The organism is Actinomycetospora sp. CA-101289 (assembly GCF_050955895.1).
In the GTDB taxonomy this organism is placed as follows: Bacteria; Actinomycetota; Actinomycetes; order Mycobacteriales; family Pseudonocardiaceae; genus Actinomycetospora.
The window spans coordinates 617,121-640,640 of the sequence record NZ_CP192093.1 but is presented as its reverse complement, the minus strand read 5'-3'; the positions used below and the strand labels follow the sequence as shown (position 1 = coordinate 640,640).

The 23,520-nt window shown below is 73.4% G+C and carries 23 protein-coding genes; 17 read left to right on the top strand and 6 right to left on the bottom strand.

The window, feature by feature from the left end:
* Positions 1–98: 98 nt before the first annotated feature.
* Complete coding sequence (locus tag ACQPX6_RS03155; protein ID WP_433785368.1) at positions 99–983, top strand: hydroxymethylglutaryl-CoA lyase; 885 nt, start codon at positions 99–101, stop codon at positions 981–983.
* A 58-nt stretch (positions 984–1,041) separates the two neighbouring features.
* Here ACQPX6_RS03155 and ACQPX6_RS03150 read toward each other — a convergent pair whose 3' ends face one another.
* The gene (locus ACQPX6_RS03150; protein WP_433785366.1) at positions 1,042–1,515 is read right to left on the bottom strand and encodes an Lrp/AsnC family transcriptional regulator; all 474 of its coding nucleotides are present in this window, start codon (positions 1,513–1,515) and stop codon (positions 1,042–1,044) included.
* Positions 1,516–1,643: 128 nt separating this feature from the next.
* Between ACQPX6_RS03150 and ACQPX6_RS03145 the strand changes: the two genes are divergently transcribed.
* Complete coding sequence (locus tag ACQPX6_RS03145) at positions 1,644–3,980, top strand: transketolase-like TK C-terminal-containing protein (RefSeq protein ID WP_433785365.1); 2,337 nt, start codon at positions 1,644–1,646, stop codon at positions 3,978–3,980.
* Positions 3,981–4,121: 141 nt separating this feature from the next.
* Positions 4,122–5,564, top strand: coding sequence for a lipase maturation factor family protein (locus ACQPX6_RS03140; RefSeq protein ID WP_433785363.1), 1,443 nt, complete (start codon positions 4,122–4,124; stop codon positions 5,562–5,564).
* Here ACQPX6_RS03140 and ACQPX6_RS03135 read toward each other — a convergent pair.
* A complete protein-coding gene (locus ACQPX6_RS03135; protein ID WP_433785361.1) occupies positions 5,519–7,171 on the bottom strand; it encodes a phytoene desaturase family protein in 1,653 nt (550 codons plus the stop codon). The genes ACQPX6_RS03140 and ACQPX6_RS03135 overlap by 46 nt on opposite strands.
* A 51-nt stretch (positions 7,172–7,222) precedes the next feature.
* On the opposite strand from ACQPX6_RS03135, the gene ACQPX6_RS03130 reads away from it, so the two are divergent.
* Positions 7,223–7,966 (top strand): SDR family oxidoreductase, encoded by a 744-nt coding sequence (locus ACQPX6_RS03130; RefSeq protein ID WP_433785360.1) that lies wholly within the window; start codon positions 7,223–7,225, stop codon positions 7,964–7,966.
* 98 nt (positions 7,967–8,064) lie between these two features.
* On the opposite strand, the gene ACQPX6_RS03125 is transcribed toward ACQPX6_RS03130, so the two are convergent.
* Positions 8,065–8,340 carry a DUF6247 family protein gene (locus ACQPX6_RS03125; protein ID WP_433785358.1) on the bottom strand — a complete coding sequence of 92 codons (276 nt, stop codon included), beginning with the start codon at positions 8,338–8,340 and terminating at the stop codon, positions 8,065–8,067.
* A 95-nt stretch (positions 8,341–8,435) separates the two neighbouring features.
* Here ACQPX6_RS03125 and ACQPX6_RS03120 point away from each other — a divergent pair, with 95 nt between their 5' ends.
* The 3 genes from ACQPX6_RS03120 to ACQPX6_RS03110 all read left to right on the top strand — a co-directional run bounded on the left by ACQPX6_RS03120 (position 8,436) and on the right by ACQPX6_RS03110 (position 10,880).
* Positions 8,436–9,719 (top strand): aspartate aminotransferase family protein, encoded by a 1,284-nt coding sequence (locus ACQPX6_RS03120; protein ID WP_433785356.1) that lies wholly within the window; start codon positions 8,436–8,438, stop codon positions 9,717–9,719.
* On the top strand, positions 9,720–9,971 hold the full coding sequence (locus tag ACQPX6_RS03115; RefSeq protein ID WP_433785355.1) for a winged helix-turn-helix transcriptional regulator: 252 nt from the start codon (positions 9,720–9,722) through the stop codon (positions 9,969–9,971).
* A gap of 84 nt (positions 9,972–10,055) precedes the next feature.
* On the top strand, positions 10,056–10,880 hold the full coding sequence (locus ACQPX6_RS03110; RefSeq protein ID WP_433785353.1) for an SDR family oxidoreductase: 825 nt from the start codon (positions 10,056–10,058) through the stop codon (positions 10,878–10,880).
* Here the strand turns inward: ACQPX6_RS03110 and ACQPX6_RS03105 are convergent.
* On the bottom strand, positions 10,862–11,332 hold the full coding sequence (locus ACQPX6_RS03105) for an SCP2 sterol-binding domain-containing protein (protein ID WP_433785352.1): 471 nt from the start codon (positions 11,330–11,332) through the stop codon (positions 10,862–10,864). The two genes, ACQPX6_RS03110 and ACQPX6_RS03105, sit on opposite strands and share 19 nt — an antisense overlap.
* Positions 11,333–11,421: 89 nt before the next feature.
* Between ACQPX6_RS03105 and ACQPX6_RS03100 the strand changes: the two genes are divergently transcribed.
* Entirely contained in the window at positions 11,422–12,186 is a 765-nt protein-coding gene (locus tag ACQPX6_RS03100) for a LamB/YcsF family protein (RefSeq protein ID WP_433785350.1), read from the top strand.
* On the opposite strand, the gene ACQPX6_RS03095 is transcribed toward ACQPX6_RS03100, so the two are convergent.
* Positions 12,168–12,488 carry a helix-turn-helix domain-containing protein gene (locus ACQPX6_RS03095; protein WP_433785349.1) on the bottom strand — a complete coding sequence of 107 codons (321 nt, stop codon included), beginning with the start codon at positions 12,486–12,488 and terminating at the stop codon, positions 12,168–12,170. The two genes, ACQPX6_RS03100 and ACQPX6_RS03095, sit on opposite strands and share 19 nt — an antisense overlap.
* Positions 12,489–13,005: 517 nt before the next feature.
* Between ACQPX6_RS03095 and ACQPX6_RS03090 the strand changes: the two genes are divergently transcribed.
* From ACQPX6_RS03090 to ACQPX6_RS03060, 7 genes are read left to right on the top strand one after another with little or no spacing between them, the layout of a single operon-like run.
* Entirely contained in the window at positions 13,006–14,178 is a 1,173-nt protein-coding gene (locus tag ACQPX6_RS03090; RefSeq protein WP_433785348.1) for a hypothetical protein, read from the top strand.
* A gap of 15 nt (positions 14,179–14,193) precedes the next feature.
* A complete protein-coding gene (locus tag ACQPX6_RS03085; protein WP_433785347.1) occupies positions 14,194–15,087 on the top strand; it encodes a hypothetical protein in 894 nt (297 codons plus the stop codon).
* Positions 15,088–15,118: 31 nt separating this feature from the next.
* Positions 15,119–16,348, top strand: a complete 1,230-nt coding sequence (locus ACQPX6_RS03080; protein ID WP_433785346.1) for a hypothetical protein — start codon at positions 15,119–15,121, stop codon at positions 16,346–16,348.
* Positions 16,349–16,352: 4 nt separating this feature from the next.
* Positions 16,353–16,814, top strand: coding sequence for a hypothetical protein (locus tag ACQPX6_RS03075; RefSeq protein ID WP_433785344.1), 462 nt, complete (start codon positions 16,353–16,355; stop codon positions 16,812–16,814).
* Between the two features lie 8 nt (positions 16,815–16,822).
* Positions 16,823–18,772: a hypothetical protein gene (locus ACQPX6_RS03070; RefSeq protein WP_433785343.1), complete on the top strand. Its 1,950-nt coding sequence runs from the start codon at positions 16,823–16,825 to the stop codon at positions 18,770–18,772.
* Positions 18,769–20,001 carry a hypothetical protein gene (locus ACQPX6_RS03065; protein ID WP_433785342.1) on the top strand — a complete coding sequence of 411 codons (1,233 nt, stop codon included), beginning with the start codon at positions 18,769–18,771 and terminating at the stop codon, positions 19,999–20,001. Before ACQPX6_RS03070 ends, ACQPX6_RS03065 begins: the two co-directional genes overlap by 4 nt.
* A 1-nt stretch (position 20,002) precedes the next feature.
* Positions 20,003–21,439: a M20/M25/M40 family metallo-hydrolase gene (locus tag ACQPX6_RS03060; protein ID WP_433785340.1), complete on the top strand. Its 1,437-nt coding sequence runs from the start codon at positions 20,003–20,005 to the stop codon at positions 21,437–21,439.
* Between the two features lie 327 nt (positions 21,440–21,766).
* Here ACQPX6_RS03060 and ACQPX6_RS03055 read toward each other — a convergent pair whose 3' ends face one another.
* The gene (locus ACQPX6_RS03055) at positions 21,767–22,165 is read right to left on the bottom strand and encodes a hypothetical protein (protein WP_433785338.1); all 399 of its coding nucleotides are present in this window, start codon (positions 22,163–22,165) and stop codon (positions 21,767–21,769) included.
* Positions 22,166–22,224: 59 nt separating this feature from the next.
* Here ACQPX6_RS03055 and ACQPX6_RS03050 point away from each other — a divergent pair, with 59 nt between their 5' ends.
* Positions 22,225–23,034 carry a tyrosinase family protein gene (locus ACQPX6_RS03050; protein ID WP_433785337.1) on the top strand — a complete coding sequence of 270 codons (810 nt, stop codon included), beginning with the start codon at positions 22,225–22,227 and terminating at the stop codon, positions 23,032–23,034.
* Position 23,035: 1 nt separating this feature from the next.
* The gene (locus ACQPX6_RS03045; protein WP_433785336.1) at positions 23,036–23,509 is read left to right on the top strand and encodes a hypothetical protein; all 474 of its coding nucleotides are present in this window, start codon (positions 23,036–23,038) and stop codon (positions 23,507–23,509) included.
* Positions 23,510–23,520: the final 11 nt, after the last annotated feature.

Here is a 23,520-nt window from a genome sequence, read left to right as displayed (position 1 = left end):
AGGCAACACCCGTCCGGTCGCTGGACATGCTGCCCGACGGAGCCCGGGCGTCGACGGCGGGTGGCCCCCGGCGCGCCGGTGCGGGCAGGATCGGTGACGTGGTCGGGATCGTGGAGGTCAGCCCGCGCGACGGGCTGCAGAACGAGCGGGCGCTGCTGGAGACGGGCGCGAAGATCGAGCTGATCGAGCGGGCCACCGCGGCCGGCGCGCGCCGCATCGAGGCCGCGTCGTTCGTGCACCCGAAGCTCGTGCCGGCGATGGCCGACGCCGAGGCGGTGATGGAGGGGCTGACCCGCGCGGACGGCGTGTCCTACATCGGGCTGGTGCTCAACCGCCGCGGCTACGACCGTGCCGTGGCCGCCGGCGTCGACGAGGTCAACGTCGTCGTGCCCGCCTCGGACGGCTTCGCGAAGGCGAACCAGAACTCCACCACCGCCGCGCTCACGGAGGTGGCCGAGGAGGTGCTGGCCGAGGCCGCGGCGCGCGGCCTGTTCGCGTCGCTGACGATCGCGACCTCCTTCGGCTGCCCCTTCGACGGCGAGGTCGACCCCGAGCGCGTGGTCGAGGTGGCGCGCCGCGGGGCGGCCGCGGGCGCGCGGGAGATCGCGATCGCCGACACGATCGGGGTCGGCGTGCCCACGCAGGTCCGGACCCTGCTCGACGGCGTGCGCGCGGTGGCCCCGGACGCGCTGATGCGCGCGCATTTCCACAACACCCGCAACACCGGCTTCGCCAACGCCGTCGCCGCCCTCGAGTGGGGCGTCGACTGGCTGGACTCGTCGAACGGCGGGATCGGCGGCTGCCCCTTCGCCCCGGCGGCGACGGGCAACATCGCCACCGAGGACCTCGTCTACCTGCTGCACCGCATGGGCCACCCGACGGGCCTGGACCTCGAGGCCCTGCTGCCGATCGCGGCCTTCCTCTCCGACGCCCTGGGCTACCGGGTCCCCGCGCTGCTCCCGCGGGCGGGCTCCTTTGGCTGACCCTATCGGCGTGCTCCCTTGATCGAGTGCTTCCCCGTGCTCCAGCACGGGGAAGCACTCACGGGCGCGCAGCGCACAGGGCGAGCAGCGGTGCCAGGCGGAACGGGACGAGCTGGCGCATGACGAGCGCGGTGGAGGTCCGCTCGACGCCCGGGACGGCGAGCAGGCTGCCCGCGATCGTGTAGAGCGCGTCGGCGTCGCGGGCCACCACCTGGACCAGCAGGTCGTCGTCGCCCGCGAGCCCCACGACCTCGACGACCTCCGGGATGCGCGCCAGCGCCGCGGTGACCTCCTCGAGCCGGCGCTGGTCGACGCGGGTCGTCACGTAGGCGCGCAGCGGGTGGCCGAGCGCGGCCGGGTCGATCCGGCGGCCGTGGTCACCGAGCACCCCGCGGCCCTCGAGCCGGGTGAGCCGCGCCTGGACCGTGTTGCGCGCGAGGCCCAGGCGCTCGGCGAGCGCGACGACGGTGGCGCGCGGCTCCTCACCGAGGGCCTCGAGCAGGCGGGCGTCGATCGCGTCGACGGGTTCCATTGTGCTCACTCCCCACCGCGGTCGGCGCCGCGGCGGCGAGCATAGTGCTCACCGAGCCCCGCACCGCTTGCGCAGTCCGCCGCCGTGACGAAGGCTTCCGGGGTCGATGTGAGACCCGGAGGCCACCGATGACGTCCACCCGTCCCGCCCCGTCGCCCCCCGACCGCGCCGCGGAGCAGGAGGCGCTGCGCGCCGTGGAGGACCGGGTGCTGTGGCTCGCGACGGCCATCGTCGACCACGCCAACCGCGTGCGCCCGAACCCCGGCGGGCTCAAGGTCGGCGGGCACCAGGCGTCGTCGGCGTCGATCGTCTCGATCATGACGGCGCTGTGGTTCCGCACGCTGCGCCCCGAGGACCGCGTCTCGGTCAAGCCGCACGCCTCGCCGGTGCTGCACGCGATCAACCACCTGCTCGGCGAGCTCGACGCGCCGTACCTGGAGACGCTGCGCGCGGCCGGCGGCCTGCAGTCCTACCCGTCGCGGTCGAAGGACCCCGACCCCGTCGACTACTCCACCGGCTCGGTCGGCATCGGGGCGACGGCGCCGATCTGGGGGACGATCGCGCGCCGCTACGCCGAGGGCCTGGGGCAGCGGGCGGGGACGGGACGGCAGTTCTCGCTGGTCGGCGACGCGGAGCTCGACGAGGGCGCAGTCTGGGAGGCCGTGCTCGACCCGATGGTCCGGGAGCTCGGCGAGGTCTGCTGGATCGTCGACTTCAACCGCCAGAGCCTCGACCGCGTCGTCCCCGACATCTCCGCCACCCGACTGCACGGGCTGTTCACCGCCGCGGGCTGGCAGGTGATCACGGTCAAGTACGGCCGGCTGCTCTCCGAGCTGTACGCGAAGCCGGGCGGGGACGCGCTGCGCCGGCGCATCGACGAGATGACCAACCCCGAGTACCAGCGGCTGCTGCGCTGCACCCCGCTGCAGCTGCGCGAACGCCTGCCCGGCGACGGTGACGACGCCGACGCGATCGCCCGGCTGCTGCGCGAGGTCGACGACGGCGTCGTGCACGCCGCGATCCGCAACCTCGGCGGGCACGACCTCGGCGCGCTGGCCGACGCCTACGACGCGATCGACGACACCCGGCCGACGGTGATCTTCGCCTACACCGTCAAGGGCTACGGGCTCGCGAGCCAGGGCCACCCGCAGAACCACTCGAACCTGCTCACCGAGACCCAGATGCGGGCGCTGGCCACGGGCCTGGGCACCGACCTCGACGACCCGTGGGCCCCGCTGCCCGACGACTCCGCGGCCGCCGCGCTGTGCCGCGACACTGCCGCGCGCCTGCGCCGCTCCCCCGCCGCGCCGGCCGAGCCGCCGGCGATCCCCGACGACCTCGACCGCACGCCGCACGGCACCGGGCACACGCAGCAGGCGCTGGGCCGCGCGCTGCTCGACCTCACCCGCTCCGCGCCCGAGGCCGCGCGCCGCGTGGTGACGGTCAGCCCGGACGTCACGTCGTCGACGAACCTCGGCGGCTGGCTGAACAAGGTCGGCTCGTGGTCGCCGCACGAGCGCCGCGACTGGTTCGCCGACGACGCCGAGACGATCCTGCACTGGCACGAGCTGCCCAGCGGCCAGCACATCGAGCTGGGCATCGCCGAGACCAACCTCGTCGGCCTGCTCGGGGAGCTCGGGGCCACCTGGTCGCGGTGGGGCGAGCCGCTGCTGCCCATCGGCGTGCTCTACGACCCGTTCGTCGCCCGCGCGCTCGAGCCGTGGGCGTTCGGGATGTACGCCGGCGGGCAGTCGATCCTCGTCGGCACGCCGTCGGGGGTCTCGCTGGCGCCGGAGGGCGGTGCGCACCAATCGATCACCACGCCCTCGATCGGGCTCGAGCAGCCCGGTTGCGTGGCGTTCGAGCCGGCGTTCGGCGTCGAGGTCGGCTGGTGCCTGCTCGACGGGCTCGCGCGGCTGGGGCGTCCGGGCGGTTCCTCGACCTACCTGCGCCTGTCGACCGTGCCCGTCGACCAGAGCCTCGCCGCCGTCCCGTCGGACCCCGCCGCGCGGGCCAAGCGCCGCCGCGAGGTCGTCGCCGGCGCGTATCTGCTGCGCCGGGCCACGGGCACCCCGCAGGTGACGATCGCGGCCATGGGCCCGCTCGTCGGCCAGGCCCTCGCGGCCGCCGACCGCCTGGACGCCCAGGGCGTGGCCGCCGACGTCGTCGTCGTGACCAGCCCCGACCGGCTCTTCCGCGCCCTGCGCGCCCGCTCCGGGGCGACCGGGGCCCACGGCGGGGACCCGACCTGGATCCTCGACGCCGCCTTCCCCGCCGACCGGGCCGCTCGCCTGGTGACGGTGCTCGACGGCCAGCCGCACACTCTCGCGTTCCTCGCGGGCGTCCACTCGGTCCGCGCGGCGCACCTGGGCGTCACCGACTTCGGCCGCTCCTCCGACCTCGCCGACGCCTGGGCGCACCACCACCTCGACACCGACGCGATCGTCGCCGCCGCCCTGTCCTGACCTGACCCCGTGCCAGCGTGGGGGCCACGCTGGCGTTCAACGCCAGGAAATCCACCTCGATCACGAGCACCTGAGGTGGCGCGCATCCCCCGACAGGCTCAGCGGGTAGTCGCCCGGCACGGGATCGGGAGGGAGGCCCCCGTGCTCGACTGGCTCGCCGCGCCCGACTACGCGACCGCCCGCTGGGTCGTCCAGCACCTCGTCGCGCTCGTCTACGTCATCGGCTTCACCGTCGCGCTCGCGCAGTTCCGCCCGCTGCTCGGCGAGCGCGGCCTGACCCCGATCCCCCGCTTCCTCGCGCGCACGACGTTCCGCCGCCACCCGAGCCTGTTCCACCTGCGCTACTCCGACACCGTCTTCCGCGTCGTCGCCGGCACCGGCCTCGCCCTGAGCCTCGCCGCCCTCGCCGGCGCCACCGACGTGCTCCCGCTCGGCGGCGGGATCGCGCTCTGGGCCCTGCTCTGGGTGCTCTACCTGTCGATCGTCACCGTCGGTCAGGTCTGGTACGGCTTCGGCTGGGAGTCGCTGCTGCTCGAGGCCGGCTTCCTCGTGACGTTCCTCGGGCCGGCCGACGTCGCCCCGCCCGCGCCGATCCTCTGGCTGCTGGTCTGGCTGCTCTTCCGCGTGGAGTTCGGCGCCGGACTGATCAAGATGCGCGGCGACCCGTGCTGGCGCGACCTCACCTGCCTCGAGTACCACCACGAGACCCAGCCGCTGCCCAGCCCGACGAGCTGGTGGTTCCACCGCCTGCCCCGCCCGCTGCACCGCGTCGAGGTGCTCGCCAACCACGTCACCCAGCTCGTCGTCCCGTTCCTGCTGTTCCTCCCCCAGCCGGTCGCGTCGGTCGCCGCCGCGGTCGTGATCGTCACGCAGGGCTGGCTCGTCGGGAGCGGCAACTTCGCCTGGCTCAATCTCCTGACGATCACGCTGGCCTTCGCCGCGATCGACGACGCCCGCCTCCGCTGGCTGCTGCCGATCCCGCTCCCCGACCAGGCGCCGATCCCGCTGTGGTTCGCCGTCGTCGTCCTCGCCGTGGCCGCGCTGATGATCGGGCTCTCGATCTGGCCCGTGCTGAACATGGCGAGCGGCCGCCAGCTGATGAACGCCGGCATCACGCCCGTGCACCTCGGCAACAGCTACGGCGCGTTCGGCTCGATCACCCGGCACCGCGACGAGGTCGTGCTCGAGGGCACCGACGACCCCGACGGCGGCGACGACGCGACGTGGCGCGAGTACGGGTTCCGCTCCAAGCCCGGCGACCCCTACCGCCGCCCGCCCCAGACCGCGCCGTATCACCGGCGGCTCGACTGGTTGATGTGGTTCGCCCCGCTGGCGCCCCGCATGGCACGCAGCTGGCTGCCGACCCTGCTCGACCGCCTGCTCGAGGCCGACCGCCCCACGCTGCGCCTGCTGCGCCACGACCCGTTCGACGGCGAGCGCCCGGCGTGGGTGCGCGCCCGGCTCTACCGCTACCGCTTCACGACGCGCGCAGAACGCCGCGCGACCGGGGCCTGGTGGCACCGCGAGCTCCTCGGCGACTACCTGCCCGCGAGGACCCTGTCCCGCTCGTCGGCCGCGCCGTAGACGAGGCGGTGCCCGGCGCGGATGCCGGCGGCGTAGACGCGACCGAGGCGCCCGGCCCGCGCGAGCGCCGCCCGCGCCGCGTTCGCGCCCGGCGCTCCGTGCACCGCGCCCGCCGGGTGGGCCGTCGCGCCGGCGAGGAACAGGCCGTCGACGGCGGTGTCGGGCCGGCCGAGCCCGGGCGTCGGGCGGAACACGAGCATCTGGTGGATCTGTGCGGTGCCCTGCATCAGCGCCCCGCCCACCAGCGACGGGTCCTGCGCCTGCAGGTCGGACGGGCGGGAGACGCGCCGCGCGACGACCCGGTCGCCGAACCCGGGCGCGTGCCGCTCGATCACCGCGGTCATCCGGCGCACCTGCTCGTCGAGCTCGGCCTCGGTGTGCTCGCGGGAGTGCGGCAGGTGCGTGTAGGCCCACACCGACTCGGTGCCCGCCGGCGACCGCGAGGGGTCCGCCAGCGTCATCTGGCCGAACAGCATGAACGGCGTCGCCGGCATGCGACCCGCGTCGAGGTCGGCGCCGAAGTCGACGAGCCCCTCGGTGTCGCCGCCGAGGTGGATCGTGCCGGCCTCGCGGGCTTCGGGCGCGGTCCACGGGACGGGGCCGGACAGCGCCCAGTCGATCTTGAGGATGGCGTCGTCCCACTGGAAGCGCGCGAGGTCGTCGACCAGCCGTGCGGGGAGGTGCTCGACGCCGACGAGGTCGCGCAGCAGCAGCGGGGCGGGCACGTCGGCGAGGACGGCGCGCCGGGCGCGGACCACAGACCCGCCCGCGTCCGCCACCCCGACGGCCCGGCCGCCCTCGACCAGCACCTTCGTGACGGGACGCGAGCACTCGACGGTGCCGCCGCGGGCGCGCAGGCGGGCGACGAGCGCCTCGGCGATCTTCCCCGACCCGCCCGCCGGCACCGGGAAGCCGACGTCCTGGGCCAGCATCGTGAGCAGCCAGCCGAACGCCGTGCTCGCGGTCTGGGTGACGCCGAGGTCGGTGTGCAGCGCGTTGCCGGCGATCAGCACCCGCGCGCCCTCGCCGTCGAACTCCTCCTGGCCGAACCGGATCGCGGGCAGGAGCATCCGCCGCGCGAGGCGCAGGGCGTCCGGCCCGCCGAGCGTCCGCAGCACCCGCGCGGCCTCCTTGACCGGCGGGAACGGCCCGAGGAACGCGGCGATCAGCGGGTCGCGCAGCCGCTGCCACTCGTCGGCGAGGCGGCGCCAGGCGTCGCCGTCGCCGGGGGCGAAGCGGTCGACCGAGGCGGCGGTGACGTCGACGTCGCGCGAGAGCAGCACGCCCCGGTCGTCGGACAGGACGTGGGCCAGCGGGGCGGGCGCGTGGCGCCACTCGAGCCCGTACGCCTCGAGGTCGAGCCCGCGCAGCACCGGCGACACGTAGCCCATGGGGTGGAACGCGCTGCCGAGGTCGTTGAGGTAGCCGGGCGCGGTGATCTCCTCGGTGCGCGTGGCCCCGCCCGGCGCGTCCGCCGCCTCGAGCACCGTCACCGACCAGCCCTGGTCGGCCAGCAGGTTGGCCGCGACCAGCCCGTTGTGCCCCGCCCCGACGACGACGGCGTCGGCGGTCTCGGTGCTCGCGGTCAGCGCGGCGGCACGTGTCATGGGCGCAGTCTTCCCGGTGTGGCCGCCGGGAACCGCGTGTACCCGACGACCATGAGCACCTCCCTGGACGGCGTCGTCGCGGCGGTCACCGGCGCGTCGAGCGGGATCGGCGAGGCCACCGCCCGTGCCCTCGCGGCCGAGGGCGCCACGGTGGCCCTGCTCGCGCGCCGGACCGAACGACTCCGGACCCTCGCCGACGAGCTGGGCGGGTCCACCAGCGTGCACGCGGTCGACCTCGCCGACACGGCCGCCGCCGTCGCCGCGGTGCAGGAGGTCGTGGCGCACCACGGCCGCCTGGACGTCCTGGTCAACAACGCCGGCTTCGGCTCGCTCACCCCGGCGCGCGAGGCGGAGCTCGACGACTGGCTCGCGACGACGAGCGTGAACCTCGACGGCCTGCTCGCGGTCACCCACACCGCGCTCGAACCCCTCGTCGCCGCGGCGGCCGGCCCGCGCGGGGTCGCCGACCTCGTCAGCATCAGCTCCGACGCCGGCCGGCGGGTGCTCCCGGTCGGCGCGGTCTACAGCGCGACGAAGCACGCGGTCGGCGCGTTCTCCGAGTCGTTGCGCCAGGAGCTCGCCGGGGCCCACGTCCGGGTCGGCGTCATCGAGCCCGGCATCACGCGCACCGAGCTGCCGGAGAAGGGGGCCGGGGACTCGTTCGACCTCGACGCCCTCGGCGAGCAGGGCCTGCTCGAGGCCGCGGACATCGCCGACGCCGTGGTCTACATGGTGAGCCGCCCGGCGCGGGTGGCGGTGAACGAGATCCTCGTGCGGCCGGTGGAGCAGGGCTGACGAGGTTCGTGATCGCTCCGGGTGCTCCGGCGAGCCCGCTGAGCGGGCCGGGAGGAGCAGCGGGAGCGATCATGCCTCGGACGACGCCGGGGCCGTGATCACATACCCGTCCTCGCGCGCGTGACCGCCAGCGGCTCGTCCTCCGGCGGCACCGACCCGGTCAGCTTCTCCGCGGCGCGCCGGGCGAGGCGGGCGAAGGCGGCCGGGTCGCTCTGCACGACGGCGAGCCGCCGCCAGCGCTCGAGCATGGTGAACAGATCGGTGAGGTCGAGGCTGCTCCGGACCTCGCGCAGAGCCGTGTCGAGAGCGGCGTCGAACCTCTCCCGGTCCTCCGGCAGCAGGGCGGCGCGGATCTCGGCGGACGACGCGGTCACCACCGCACCGTACGACCGAGCGTGCTCCGGGCGACCCGCACTCCGATCTCCGCAACCCCTCCCGTACGGCCGGGTAGACCCGGAGAATCGCGACCATGAGTACCCGGCTGTGGCATCCGTTCTCCGACATGGCGGCGGTGGACGGGAACGAGTTCGTCGTCGACCGGGCCGAGGGCGTCTGGGTCTACGACGAGGACGGGCGGCGTTACCTCGACGGCTGCGCGAGCCTCTGGTACGCCAACGCGGGGCACGGCCGCCAGGAGATCGTCCAGGCCGCGATGGCGCAGATGGGCAAGCTCGAGGCGTACTCGTGCTTCGCCGACATCGCCAACCGCCCCGCGCTGGAGCTGGCCGAACGCCTCGCCGCGCTCGCGCCCGTCGACGACGCGAAGATCTTCTTCGGCTCGGGCGGCGCCGATGCCATCGACACGGCCGTCAAGCTCGCGCGCGCCTACTGGCAGGCGCGCGGCGAGCACCACCGCGTCCACGTCGTCTCGCGCGAGACCGGGTACCACGGCACGCACGGCTTCGGGACCTCGATCACCGGCATCCCGCCCAACCGGGAGGGCTGGGGCGTGCTGCCCGGCGAGAACACGGTGGCGCCGCTGCACGACCTCGACGGCGTCGAGAAGGTCTTCGCCGAGGTCGGCCCCGAGCGGATCGCGGCGTTCGTCATCGAGCCCGTCACCGGGGCCGGCGGGGTGCACCTGCCGGTCGAGGGCTACATCGAGGGCGTCGCTGAGCTGTGCCGCCGCCACGGCGTGCTCCTGATCATCGACGCGGTGATCGCGGGCTTCGGCCGGCTGGGCACGTGGTTCGGCATCGAGCGCTTCGGCGTGCGGCCCGACATGATCACCTTCGCCAAGGGCGTCACCAGCGGCTACCTGCCGCTCGGCGGCGTCGTCGTCTCCGGCGAGGTCGCCGCGCCCTGGTGGACCACGCCCGGCGAGCGGACCCTGCGCCACGGCCCGACGTACTCGGGGCACCCGACGTGCTGCGCCGCGGGCCTCGCGACGCTCGACGTCTACGAGCGCGAGAACCTCATCCCGCGTGGCCAGGAGCTCGAGAACACGCTGTTCGAGGCCCTCGCCCCGCTGGTGCAGCACTCCTACGTCCACGAGGTCCGGGCGGGCCTCGGGCTGCTCGCCGCGGTGGAGCTCGAGCCCGAGGTCCTCAGCAGCGTCCCCGATGCCCCCAACGCGCTGCTGCGCGGCGCCCGCAAGGCGGGCGTGCTCGTGCGCGGGCTGGGCAAGGGCGTCGCGGTGTCCCCGCCGCTCATCATCACCGAGGAGGAGATCGGCCTGCTCGCCGAGGCCATCCGCGCGGGGCTGGACTCGCTGCCCGTCGACGCCCCGGTGCCGGCCGCCCCGGGCGCCTGAGTGACGCGGCCCGCGCCGGACGTCTTCCTCGCCGACTGTCCGGCCCGGTCGGCGCTCGAGCTGATCGCCGACACGTGGTCGGTGGTCGTGCTCGAACGGGCTGGCGCACGGGCCGCGGCGGGCAAGAAGATGTTGACCCAGACCCTGCGGCGCCTCGCCGACGCCGGGCTCGTCGCCCGCCCGGAGGTGCGCGGCGGGGACTACGCGCTCACGACCTGGGCGTCTCGCCGCTCGGGCCGCTCACCGCGCTGACGGCGTGGGCCGAGGAGCACGCGGCGGAGCTCGCCTGACGCGAGGGCACCCGGAGGTTCCCTCGCGTCGCGCAGCATCGACGGCATGACCTTCTTGGTGGCCGGCGCGACGGGCAACGTGGGCGCCGAGGTGGTGCGGGCGCTCGTCGGGCAGGGAGTGGGCGAGGTCCGCGCGTTGTCGCGGCGCGGTGGAGCGGTCGGCGGGGCCGTGCCCGTGGTCGGCGACCTCGCCGACCGCGCCGCCCTCGCCGACGTCTGGACGGGCGTCGACGCCGTGTTCCTGCCCGCCGGTCAGCCGGACGTCGCGGGGCTGCTGGCCGACATGCGGGCCGGGGGTGTGCGGCGGGTGGTGCTGCTGTCCACCGGCGCGGTGGTCGGCGGCGACCTCGACAACGCCGTCACCCGCTTCAACGTCGTGTCCGAGGCCGCGGTGCGCGACGCCGGGCTGGAGTGGACGGTCCTGCGTCCGAGCGGCTTCGCTTCGAACGCCCTGCAGTGGGTGCCGCAGCTGGCCGCCGGCGACGTCGTGCGCGAGCCCTTCGCCGACGTCCCGGTCGCCGTGATCGACCCCGCCGACATCGGCGCCGTCGCCGCCCTCGCCCTCACCGGCGACGGTCTCGCCGGGCGGAGCCTGCGGCTCACCGGGCCCGCGGCGACGCTGCCCGCGGATCGACTGGCCGTGCTCGCCGACCTCCTCGGGCGCGACCTGCACCTGGAGCCCGAGCCCGACGACGCGGCGCGCCGCCGGATGGACGCGGCGATGCCACCGGCGTACGTCGACGCGTTCTTCCGCTTCTTCCGCGGCGGGGAGTACGACGACAGCCGGGTGACGTCCGTGGTGCCCGATCTCCTCGGCCGCCCGGCCCGGACGTTCGGGCAGTGGGCGCGGGATCACCTCGACGCGTTCTGAGCCGCCCCGCCGAGGGCCGCCGCCAGCCGTCGGCGGGCGTCCGCCTCGCCGCTGACGCCGAGCCGTCCGGCCGCGGCGAGCTCGCGGGCGCGCGCCGGGTCGCGCACGGCCGTGACCAGCGCCGCCGCGTCGCCGGTGACGACGACGTCCGGCGCGGGCACCTCGTCCACGGCGTGCACGCCGGCCCCGTCGAGTCGCAGCCACACCGGCGACGTGCCCTCGTCGGCGGCGCACAGGTCGAACCGGACGACGAGCTCGCGGTCCAGGGCGCCGGACACCAGGAGGATCTCCAGGGCGAGCGTGAGCCACTGCGGGCGGAACGCCAGGCCGGCGGTCTCGTCGGGAAGCCGCGCGATCCCGAACCGGGCGAGCGCCTCCACCACCGGCCGCAGCTCCGCGCCGGCGTCGGTCAGCCGGTAGGTCCGGGTGCGCGCGTCGCCCGCGCCCGGCACGGCCGTGGAGGGATCGCATCGCAGACAACTTGATTGAGTCCAGCGATCTGGTGCTGTCCCGGCGCGAGGTGGTCTGGTGCGATGGGCCCATGCAGACACGCGTCGATCTCAACGCCGACGCCGGCGAGAGCCTCGGGCGCTGGAAGCTCGGCCACGACACCGAGCTCATGGCCCACGTGACCTCGGTGAACGTGGCCTGCGGCTTCCACGCGAGCGACCCGGTGACCATGCGCGAGTCGGTGCGCACGGCCGTCGCGACGGGCACCGCGATCGGCGCGCACCCCGGCCTGCCCGACCTCGTCGGCTTCGGCCGGCGGCGGATGGCGCTGCGCCCCGACGAAGCGGCCCAGCTCGTGCTCTACCAGACGGGCGCGCTGCAGGCGACGGCCCGCGCGGAGGGCGCGGAGGTCGTGCACGTCAAGCCGCACGGCGCGCTCTATGGGATGGCGCTCACCGACGACGCGATCACCACGGCGATCACCCAGGCCGTCCTGCGCCTCGACCCGGAGCTCATGATCTTCTGGCTCGCCGGGCCGACCGCCGAGCTCGCCCGCTCGCTGGGCGCGACCGTGGCGCGCGAGGGCTTCGCCGACCTGGAGTACGACGACGAGGGCCGGATCATCGTCGAGCCCGAGCCGAAGGCGAAGGACCCGGACGCCGTCGCGCAGCAGGCCGTCGACCTGCTCGAGGGGCACGTGACCTCGACGTCGGGCAAGCACCTGGACGTCGAGGTCGACACGATCTGCCTGCACGGCGACCGCCCCAACGCCGTGGAGATCGGCGAGGCGCTCGTGCGGCGGCTTGACGACCTAGGCGTGGAGCGCGTGCCGGCGGCTCAGCTGCTGCGGGGCTGAGGGCGGGCCTCGGGCAAGCCCGAGTCCTCGGCCGGGAGGGGACGCTCGCGGTCGGTGGTCCAGGAGAGCGCGGGGTCGCCGGACAGCGTCGCGATCATCGCGGCGCGGGAGGACACGCCGAGCTTGTCGAAGATGCGCCGGACGTGGGCCGAGACCGTCCACCCGCTGATCTCCAGGACCGCGGCGATGCGCTTGTTCGTGTGCCCCAAACCGACCATGCGCGCGATCTCCAGTTCGCGCGGGCTGAGGCCCGCGGCCGGGCGCCCGGGCGGCGCGGTCTCCCGCGTGACCTGCAGCCTCACGCCGCCCACCGTGCAATCGAGCAGCATCCCCGAGATCGGGGCACCGGAGGCCTGCACGAGGACCGCGACGAGACGACTGACCGTCGCAGCCAAGGCCGGTGGGGGCTCCGCATCCGGCGGGAACCAGGCCGGTCGTATCGGGAGGCGGTTCCGTCTCGACCCCGGCACCGCGGCGCGACCCGGTTCGGGGGGAGGGCGGGGAGCCGGCCGCGGATGTCGTACCGGTGAGACGTCGGATCGGCGCGGCGCTGGGATGTCCGCGGTGTGGAGAGGACGGCCCGCCATCGGGTCACCGCCTCCCCCCGTGTGAGCGGTCCGCGCTGTCAGCTCAGCGCGTTCACCTCTTGTAGTAGCAGCGCGTCGCTCAACATCACCAGACGACCCAGAGATCCTCACCTGGACGTCGTAGCTCATCCGAGCCGTGCTCGTCCGAGCGTCACAGCGATGAGCGACTGGTGGATGGAGCCACTCGGCGGTGTCCTCGGAGGCCGACACCGCCGGGGAAGAGGAGCCGAGCATGGCCCAGCACCAGGACGCGACCATCCCGCGGGAGAGCGAGGAGTTCCTGTCGAACGTCGTCTCCGGCCTGCGCGGCCTCTTCGGCGAGGGCGAGGACGAGCTCGAGGACGAGTCCCATCGCGAGGAGGAGGGCGAGGAGTTCCTCGGACCGATCCTCAACGTCGCCCGGGGACTCCTCGGCGGCGGTGACGGGGAGTTCGAGCTCGAGATGGAGGAGGAGCTCGAGGGGGAGTACGAGGACGAGTACGAGGACGAGCTCGAGTCCCGCCTCGCGTCCGAGTACGAGGAAGAGGGTGAGGACGAGGGCGAGGAGTTCTTCAAGAACATCGGCCGCTTCTTCCGGCGCGTCGGCCCTGTGCTGGGGCGCATCGCGAAGGTGGCCGCACCCCTCGTCGCGACCGCGGTCGGAGGGCCGGCGGCGGGGATGCTCGCCCGCGCCGTGACGAGCCAGCTGGAGGGTGAGGCCGAGGGCGAGGAGGAGCTCGAGGCGGCGCACCGCGAGGTGGCGTCCCGGCCGTTGACCGAGGCCGAGTGCGAGGGCGAGGCCCTCGCCGCGATGGCCGCCGGCGCCGCCACGGAGTCGGAGGCGGAGGCGCTCATCGGCGCCGCCGCCGCACGGGTCCTGAGCCGCGCCGACCGTCGGGCGCTGCGGCGGCTCGTCCCCGCGATGGCCCGCGGCGGCGCCGCGATCACCCGCCTCCTCTACGCGACTCGCGCCACCCGGCCCGCGGTCCGGGCCGTACCGACGATCATGGCCGACACCGCGACGTCCCTGCTCCGACACCAGCAGGACGGCGGCGACACGGACCCGGCGACCGTCGGCCGCGTCATGGCTGCGCACACGTCCCGCGTCCTCGGCAGTCACCGCCGGTGCCGGCATGCCCTTGTGCGCAACGCCCGGGGCCTGCGGCGCTATCGCACCCTGTCGACCGGCAGCCAAGGGCGCCGCGGGGTTCGTGGTTCGTACCCCGCGTACCGCTCGTCCGGGGGCCGAACCGGGCGCCGGAGCCCGACCACCATCCGCATCGCGACGCCCGTGCGCATCCCGGCGCGGGGCGGCCAGCCGTCGCGTGTCGTCCGGGTCGTCACCCGGGTCCCCGTACCGCGCGGCGCCGTGCCGACGTCGAGGACCGCCACCGTCAGCCGGGCCACCCCGCGGCGCAGCCGCTGACCTCCAGGAGGAGCCATGAGGACGACCTACCCCGCCATCGAGGGCGAGGACGAGGCCCTCTACGAGGGCGAGTTCGAGGACGAGCTCGAGGGAGAGGGCGAGTTCGAGGGCGAGGGCGAGGGCGCCCGGGAGCTCGAGGACCTCTACGAGCTCGAGGACGAGTCCGAGGACGAGGACGAGGACGAGGAGGAGTCCGAGTTCGAGGACGAGGCGCTCTACGAGGGCGAAGCCGAGCTCGAGGACGAGTTCGAGAGCGAGGGGGAGGACGAGGCGGAGGGCCGGGAGTTCGACTTCGAGGTCGAGGCCGAGCTGGAGGAGGAGGGCGAGGCCGAAGCCTTCGCCAACCCGATGCGCCGGCTCTACCCGGACGCGGAGCTCATGGCCCACCTCGCCACCTCGGCGTCGCAGACCGAGTCGGAGGCCGAGGCCGAGGCCTTCATCGGGGCCCTCGTCCCCCTGGCCGCGAAGCTGCTCCCGAAGGCCGTGCCGTTGATCCGGAAGATCGGGTCGCCCCTCGTCCGCGGCGTGAGCCAGCTCGCTCGTCGACTGATGCGCGACCCGGGGACCCGCCGCCTGATCCGCGCGATCCCGATCATCATCACCCGCTCGATGCAGAGCCTCACCGACCAAGCCGCCAACGGACGCCGCCTGACGACGGACGTCGTCGTGCGCACCATCGCCCGGATCACTTCGGAGGTACTCGGTGACCGTCGTCGAGCACGCCGCGCCACCAACGCCGTCGCGACCTTCGACCGCCGCTGGCACGCGTCGCAACGCCGCACGTCGGCAGGGGGCCCCGGCCGGCGCCGCCGCCCGTCGTCCCCGGCCGGCGGGTACCGCGGGACCACCGGCCGCGGGAGCAACGGCTACCGCCGGGCGCGGGTCCGGCCGCGCCAACGCCGCCGCTGAGGCGCCGCGGACCGGGGTGCTCGGTCCGTGGGTGACCGCCCAGGCGGTCAACGTGGACCGGCACCTGCAGGCGCTGCGTCCCTTCACGCGCGCCGAGTTCGGGACCACTGCGGCGGCACCGTCGGAGGGACACGTCCGGGCCGTGAACGCGCTGCTCGACCTGCTCCGCGCCCCGCTGCACTCCGCGACGGCCGCGGTCCACACCGCCGCCCAGCGGGCCCTGGGGCAGCCGACCGAGGCGCACCTGACGGAGCTCCTGCGCACGAAGAGCCGTGCGCACGATTTCGTGCGGGCCACCGAGAAGGTGTGGGACTTCTACTTCGAGCTCTTCGGGCAGCGACAGAGCCAGTACGGGCCCTGGCTCCTGGCGTGCGACCGCATCGCCCTGGACTGCTACCAGTACGCGTACCTGCGCCTGGGGAACGCCCGGTCGATCCCGGCGCCAGCGCCGTTCTCGTACATGCGCACCGGCTTCTCCCCCGCCACCTACCGTCGGGGGATCCCGTTGCGCCGCCTCGGACGGCAGCTCAACCCGTTCCCGCTCGTCCAGCTGCCGTACCACCGGCTCGTCAACCCCTGGACGCTCGGTGCGGTGCTGCACGAGATCAGCCACAACCTGCAGAACGATCTCGGGCTCGCGACGGCCGTCCCCCGCACGATCGCCCGGCGCCTGTTGTCCGCCGGCCTCCCGCGTGGAGTCGCGGCCGTGTGGACCCGGTGGAACCGGGAGAGCTTCGCGGACATGGCGGGGCTGCTGCTGGGCGGGCCGGCGTTCACCGGATCACTGCTCGACGTCATCGGACGGGACCCGGCGATGTCGCTGCACTACGTACCGGACGGACCGCACCCCACGCCCTACCTGCGGGCGTTCCTGTCCACCGAGCTGCTGGGGCGCCTCGGTTTCGCCGCCGAGGCCGACGCCTACGCCGAGATGTGGCGGCGGCTCTACCCCTCGCCGGGCCGTTCTCTGCCGGCCGACCTGGTGCGGACCGCGGATCGCGCCATCCCGACCGTGGTGGACGCGATCACGGAGACGTGCTTCCCGTCCCTCGGCGGGCAGACGCTGCGCCACGTCCTGGCCTTCGCGCCGAAGGAGCAGTCGATGGTCCGCGAGGCCGCCGACCGGCTCGCTCGCGGCGTCGACCCGGGCGTCGTGCCGGAGCGGTTCCTCATCGGGGCCGTCCGGGTCGCCGTCGACGAGGGTCGCGCTGATCCGCAGACGCTGATGGACAACTTCTTCCTCGAGCTGGCCCGGAGGTGACCCGATGACACTCGCTGCCGAGGTCGCCGGCCTCCGCGCCGCGCTGGACCGGCTGTGCGCCTGCTGGCGTGAGGTCCTCGTGACCGCCCAGGAGGACGCCCCGGCCGAGCTGTCGGCCGCCCAACGGGTCGCCGACGACGTGTCGGAGGCGGCGGGCGACCTCGAGGGGGCCATGTCGGCCCTCGAGATCGGGTCGCTCGCGGACACCGCCGAGGCGGTGCAGCGGGCCGCCCGGTCGTACCACCGACGGCTGCGCTCGTTCGATGCCGACGCCGCCCTGCGCCGCGCCTTGGCGCCCCACGGCCCCGAGTGGCGGGCCTGGCACACGGCTCTCCGGACCGGTGTGCGCCACTGCGAACAACCCCTGACCGATGTCGACACCGCGCTCCTGCGGTGCTGGCGCGAAGTGGCCGGGTCCCTCACCCCGACCATCGCCGCCCTGCGTGTCGTGCACGAGGAGAGATGAGGCCCGAGATGACGCAGCCCAACGGAGATGACGCGTTCCCGCAGCTCGTCAGCCTGCTCGACACCGGCCCAGGCTCATCGACGCAAGGCGATGGCGACCCGGGCCGCGACGTCGACCGCACCATCGGTGACGTCCTCGGCTGGCGGTGGCGACCGAAGGACACCAAGTCCTTCCTCGCCGCGCTCGACGGCTCCTTCACCGTGAAGGCGGTCGAGGGGCACAACGAGGTCGAGTACCACCCGCGGGGCTTCGCCGTGCAGGCCGATCTGGGCGCCGTCACAGGGGGCCAGGCCTCGTTGGCGGCCCGGGCACGCAACACGGTCCAGCAGGTGAGGCCCCTCATCGACTCCCTCCGGGCACTCGACCCAGCGGCCAACCTGCAGGACGCGGAGGCGTTCCGCGGGCTGTTGCGGTATGCGCTCGACGAGCTCCTGGCCGAATTGGAGTCGCCGGTGCTCCGTCCGGAGCGAATCGACATCTTGTTCGAAGTCGTCGTCGGCGACAGCACCCAGGGCGGGCGCAGCGGGAAGGTCGGCGGGCACCTCGGCCGGATGGCGGACTCTTTCGGCATCTCGGGCGGGAACACGAACAGCATCGAGGACGAGCGGATCCTGACCTCGGTGATCACGATCCAGGACTACCTCCTCGGCCTCCGCGACTCGTGGATCGCGCAGCGCGACAAGTTCGATCCGCTGAACCACCCCGGAGGATTCCTCGGCGCGACGCTGATCCTCCTCAGTGCGCAGCTCGAGTCGGTCTGGCGACAGGCCGAGGAGCTCGAGAAGATGTTCGAGACCGTCCTCGTGGACCGCGCCGAGCGTCAGGTCCGGAGGCTCCCCGGGTCGTCCCTCACCATCGACGGCCTCCTCACGTGGATTCGGAGCTTCGCCGCCGACGAGGGCAAGAAGATCGTCGATCTGGGCGGAAAGGACGCGGTGGAGAGCGCCTTCGCCGCGACGGCCACCGCGTTGCGGGATCTGGTCGAGAGCAAGCTCCTGGCGTCGACGCCGACGAACAAGGAGATCCTCCAAGCACCGCGGGTCCACCAGGCGGTCCTCTCGTTGCGGGACCAGTTGGACCTAGTGGTGAAGCTCGCCCTCGGGATCCGACGGGCCGGCGTGTGGATCGCCTGCGTCGAATCCAACGCTCTCGCGACGACGGGCAAGCTGGTCGTGGTCGTCGTCGGATTCGAGAAGCCGGTCCACTCGTTCCGCCTCAAGATCCAGGGTGCGCCTCTCAAGCCGCTCGCGTCGGCGGACCTGGGCTCGGGCCGCTGGGAAATCACCTTCAACCCCGGCGACATCATCGCCGCCATCCAGACCGGGCACAGCTCCGGCATGCTCCGGCTCCGGCTCAAGCGGGACGGCCGGACACTCGACGAGACGCCCGTCGATCTCCTCCCCCCGCCGCCCGGAGGCGGCAGCGGAGGACCACCCGGAGGCGGAAACGGGGCGGGATCGAGCGGGGGCTACGGGCCGAGCCGTCCGGGGTCTTCCAGGCCGCTTACGCCGGAAGCCGGCGACGCCGCGGAGGTGCAACGGATCATCGAACTCATCAGGGATTCGGGTCCTGATGTTGCCGATGCCCTTGTCGGGCCCGTCCTGCAGCTGATCCACCAGATCCGGACGGGGATGGACCACGATCGATCGGGCGGGTTGCGGCGCGGCGACGGACCGTCCACGGAGGACCCTGAGCTCGACGAGAGCAGTGGCGGTGCATCAGCCGATGTCCGATGGGACGACGAGCCCGAAGAGATCGAGACGTTGACCGCCGACCTCGAGCCGGATCCCTTCCCGGTCCGACACGACGACGAGGAGCAATCGGCCGACCCGCTCGCGCAGGGTGCGCAGACCGACGACACGGCGGCCCCGACGGACCCCGATTTCACTGCTGACACGAGATCGCGGCCCGGGGACATTCCGCGGGACGAGGGCCCTGGGGACGGGAGCACGTCATGACCACCGAGAAGGATTACGACCAGCTCTACGACAAGCTCGGCAAGCTGCGGACGCAGGTCGCCGAGAACCTGAGCTCCAAGCTCGCCGTCGATCCCCAGCTCGCCGATCTGATCAACAAGCAGATCGACGACATGATGGGCGCGCTCGACGCGGCCGACATGGCGGCTCCGCCCCCACCCGACGGGGGCCTCGGGCAGCTCGCCGGCGTCGGGCCGGAGGCGGCGACGCTCCTCGGCGAGACGCGGATGCCGCGCGGCATCAAGGACTACGACGAGAGTGTCGCGTCCCAACGCGTCCTCGCGGTCGGCGACCTGTACTACGTGTACCAGCACGAGAAGATCGGTGTCTTCCGCGTGCTGCAGAAGCTGCAGGAGCTCTTCCAGCAGGGCGCGGTGCGCCTTTCGGACGGGCCGGGCGCCTTCGGGCTCTACAAGTTCGACCGCCGCGACGTCCTGCGCTACACGAAACAGGACCGCATCGCCGCCTACCGCCGCATCCTCGGCTACGGCAAGGGGCGAGGCGCGATGGGCGCCCGACCGAACACGGACTTCCACCGGCTGCTGGTGCACTTCAGCAACCAGGTCGCCCTGTTCTGGCGCGACAAGCGCATCTCCGACGTCGTGCGGCTCCGCGCCTACGACCCGAGCTTCGGCAGCATCGCCGTGGTCCGTCGCGCGGGACTCGACCTGCGCAACAACCTGAAGTTCACCTCGTACGGCCACCTCAACGTCCTGCGGGTGGAGCTGATGCAGCTCCTCGACGAGGGCTACCGCATCCTCGACTCACCGGACGTGAAGGAGCTGTTCGGAGCGGCCAACGCCTGGGACGTGGTCGACGAAGTCCTGATCCGCTACTTCGACGAACGCCTCGTGACGTCACCACGCCAGCGCATGGGCGTCACCGGCCGGCAGGTGCTCCGCTGGCTCGGGTCCGACCACATCATGGAGAAGACCCGCGCGGAGTTCGAGACCCTGCTCCTCGAGATCGCCGAGCCGGCCGAGGAGTGGATCACTTCGGCGCAGTCGCTGAACCTGGCGCAGCGCAGCGAGACCGAGCGCGTCATGCCCTGGGTGCGCAGCTCCCAGGTCGGCGTGGCGGCCCCACGGCGCGAGCAAGGGGCTCCCCGCAACGCGGGGCCCGCCTTCTCCCGCCGCGGCGGCACCAACACGTACCGCGGCTCCGGCCGGGCACCGGCGCGGACCAACGGCACACCGCTGATCCCGAGATAAGGTGACCACGCACCACGCGCGCCCGGAGGTCCGCGTCGATTACCCGCGGATGGTCCGCGACCTGGCGCGGTTCGCATCGATCCCGAGCGTCAGCGCGGACGCGGCCCGGGCCGGCGACGTCCGACGGGCTGCGGCCTGGCTGGCCCAGCACGCGCGGGCGTCGGGGTTCGCCGAGGTGCGGGTGCACCGGACGCCTGGCCACCCGGCCGTCGTCGCGTGGACGCGGCCGACCGGCCGACCGCTGGTGCTGGTGTACGGGCACTACGACGTGCAGCCTGCAGGCCTCGCGGCGAGCTGGACATCCCCGCCGTTCCGACCCACGCGGCGGGGGGCCCACCTCGTCGGTCGTGGGGTGTCCGACGACAAGGGCCCCCTGATCGCGCATCTCGCGGCGGTGCGCGCGTGGGCCGCGGCCGGGCGTCGTTCCGTCGACGTCGTCCTCGTCGCCGATGGCGAGGAGGAGGTCGGGAGCCCACACCTCGGCCCCGTCCTCGACGCCGTGGTCCGGCGCCGCCGACCGGACGCGGTGGTCGTCAGCGACACCCGCATGTGGGGTCCTCGACGGCCAGCACTCACCGTCTCCCTGCGCGGCGCGCTCCACCTGCGCCTCGACGTGCTCGGGGCGAGCAGCGACCTCCACTCGGGTGCCTACGGGGGCGCCGTGGCCGACCCGGCCCGCGAACTGGTCCGCGTCCTCGCGACACTGCACGACGACGAGGGCCGGCTGACCTTCGCGACCGACGAGCGGACCACGGAGCGCCGCATCCACGGCGGCCCCGACGACCAGGAGCTCCTCACGGCGGCGGGCGCTCGTCGTCCTGCGACCGGGGCCGTCGAGGCCGGGTGGACCGCCTACGAGCGGTCCACCGTGCGCCCGGCCCTCGTCGTCTCCCGGCTGCGGGCGGGGTCCGCGGGTGGGCGCGGGCGGGCCGCGGCGATCGTTCCTCGCTCCGCCTCCGCCGAGCTCACGATCCGCCTGCCGCCCGGCCACGACCCCGACGTGGCGCTCGGCGGACTCACCACCCGGCTGAACGAGCTGTACCGGGCGGGTACGTCCTGGCGTCTCCGGGAGCTCTCGCGCGCTCTCCCGGTCGAGCTCCCGCAACGAGGCCCCCTCGTGGACGCGGCCTCCGACGCCTACCTGGCGGGGTTCGGACGCCGGCCCGTCCTCTCGCGGTCCGGGGGGAGCATCCCGGCCGTCAGCCGACTCACCGAGCTCGGCGCTCCCGTCGTCCTCATGGGCTTCGGCCTCCCGGACGACCGCATGCACGCCGCCGACGAGCGCGTCGACCTCGACGTCCTGCGGCGGAGCGCCACCGCCGTCGTCGCCCTGCACGCGGAGATCGCGCGTCGCTGGACCGGCAAATCGACGGGGGTGAAACCGGGCGCCGGAACCCCCAATCGATCGCATGATCCCGTCGGAGCAGACGCGCGATGAAGACGACGGCAGCACCACCCACGCCCGCTGGCGGCGTCGGTGACGTCCGCCGTCGGGCCCACGCGCAACCCAACGAGATGTGAAGCACGAATGGAGGCGAGCACGTCCCTCACTCGACGACCCGAGGCACGCCCCGACGTGATCATCCTGATCTCCTGGCTCGGAATCGTCGCGTAGCGCTCGGGACACCTAGAGTGGTCGTCGATAGACAATTGCTGCGCTGACCAGGTGACGATACTTGGCACACCGCAGCGCGATCGGCCAGGCTCGCACCAGCGGAGATGCACCCGCATTCGATCTCGGGAACAAGCGTCCCGAACTCACGCATCAGGACGGAGGATCGTTCGCCAGGTAGGCCCTGCTGATTGCGAGCGCGAGCCCCGCCTGCTCGGGGGTCACCACGTCGGAGTAGGGAACTGCGACGAGGGTGACGGTGACCTCGGATCTCGCCCGGTGCCCTCGAACTACTCCGGTGACGTCCACGGCGCGGGACATCGGGAGACGGCCCGCTGCCGGGTCGACACCGCCGCCACCGCCGTAGACGTGGATCGAACCGGCGTAACCGTCGTCTGCAGTGGCGGTCGTGTGCTCGTCGGCCTCGGGGTTGTCGACGAACACCCTGACCTCGAACGAAGGGCCCGCCTGGTCGAGTCCCTCGACGACCAGGTGGACCGGATCGCTGTCGGGTGGACGCAACGGACCGGAGACGAAGATGTGCTCGACCATGAACAGCTCCTGCGGGCAGGGTCGGGCGCAAGTCTACGCGTGAACGGAGAGGAGCCTTCGTGGCAGACGGAATGGTCGTGAGGCCACGAATCGAGAACGCTGACATCCCGGCCCTGCGTTCGGCGTACGAGCGAATGCAGCAGTTCTCGGCGACCGACAACCGCGGCTGGATGTACTGGGCCGGAATCCACGGCTTTCCTCGGTTCTCGTGCTGGCATCACGGGCGACTCGTGCGCACCCAGTTCCCGTACAATCTCTTCCTACCGTGGCACCGGGCCTACCTACTCTACTTCGAGAGCGTCGCCCGGGATTCCGACGACCAGGCGATCACGCCGTGGTGGGACTGGAGCTCGCCCGAATCGCATCAGAACGGGATTCCCGACAGCTATGCGGAGCCCCAGGTCGCGGGGGACCGCAACCCGCTGGCCAGCGCCCCGACGTCGGTGCCGGGCGTGCCGAACGGTCTTACCCGCCGCTTCCCGGGTCCGCCCGACCGTCTCCCGCGTCCCGACGAGGTCGAACGCGTCCTGCGGCTGCGCAGCTTCGTCGACTTCACCAGTCAGGTCGAAGACCTCCACGACCGGATCCACGGCTGGGTCGGTGGGGTGGATCCGAACAACCCCACCGACGGTGGCGACATGGGCTCCATCGCTCGGTCCGCCTTCGACCCGATCTTCTGGGCGCACCACTGCATGATCGACCGGCTCTGGTACCTGTGGCAGCTCCGTCACGGCGAGGACAACATCCCCGCCGAGTACCTGAGCCGACCCCTCGGGCCGTTCTCGCTCACCGTCCGCGACGTCCTGCACGTCAACAATCTCGGCTATGACTACGTCGCCGCCCAGGCCGTGGTCCCGATGGGAGGGTGAGATGGCCACGACGTTCACCAGCCAGCCGTTCGAGCTGGCGGTCGGCGAGGACGTGGTCCGCGCCGACATCGAGTTCCAGGGCATCGACCACTCCGAGACGTCCTACGAGGGACGCGTCTTCCTCAACAATCCCGACGCCACCGAGGGCACACCGACAACCGAGGACGAGGGGTACGCAGGGTCGTTCCACATCTTCGGTCACGGCGGTTGCTACGGGGACGACCACGGGCACTGCGAGGTAGTCCCGCGGCGGCCGTTCGACCCGCGCCCGGAGCACCCGCTGGCCCGCGCCGGGAAGACGGTGATCGCGACCGAGGCGCTGCGCCGTGTGGCCGCACCCGGCTCCACTGTCCGGATCACTGTCGTCCCTGTGATCACGGGCTTGACCGAGCGGTGCACCACGACGGACGTCTTCGACGCGCAGTCGATTGAGGTCCGGCTGTACGCCGGCGACGCCGGAGCGGAAGCCGGATAGCCGACGTCGAA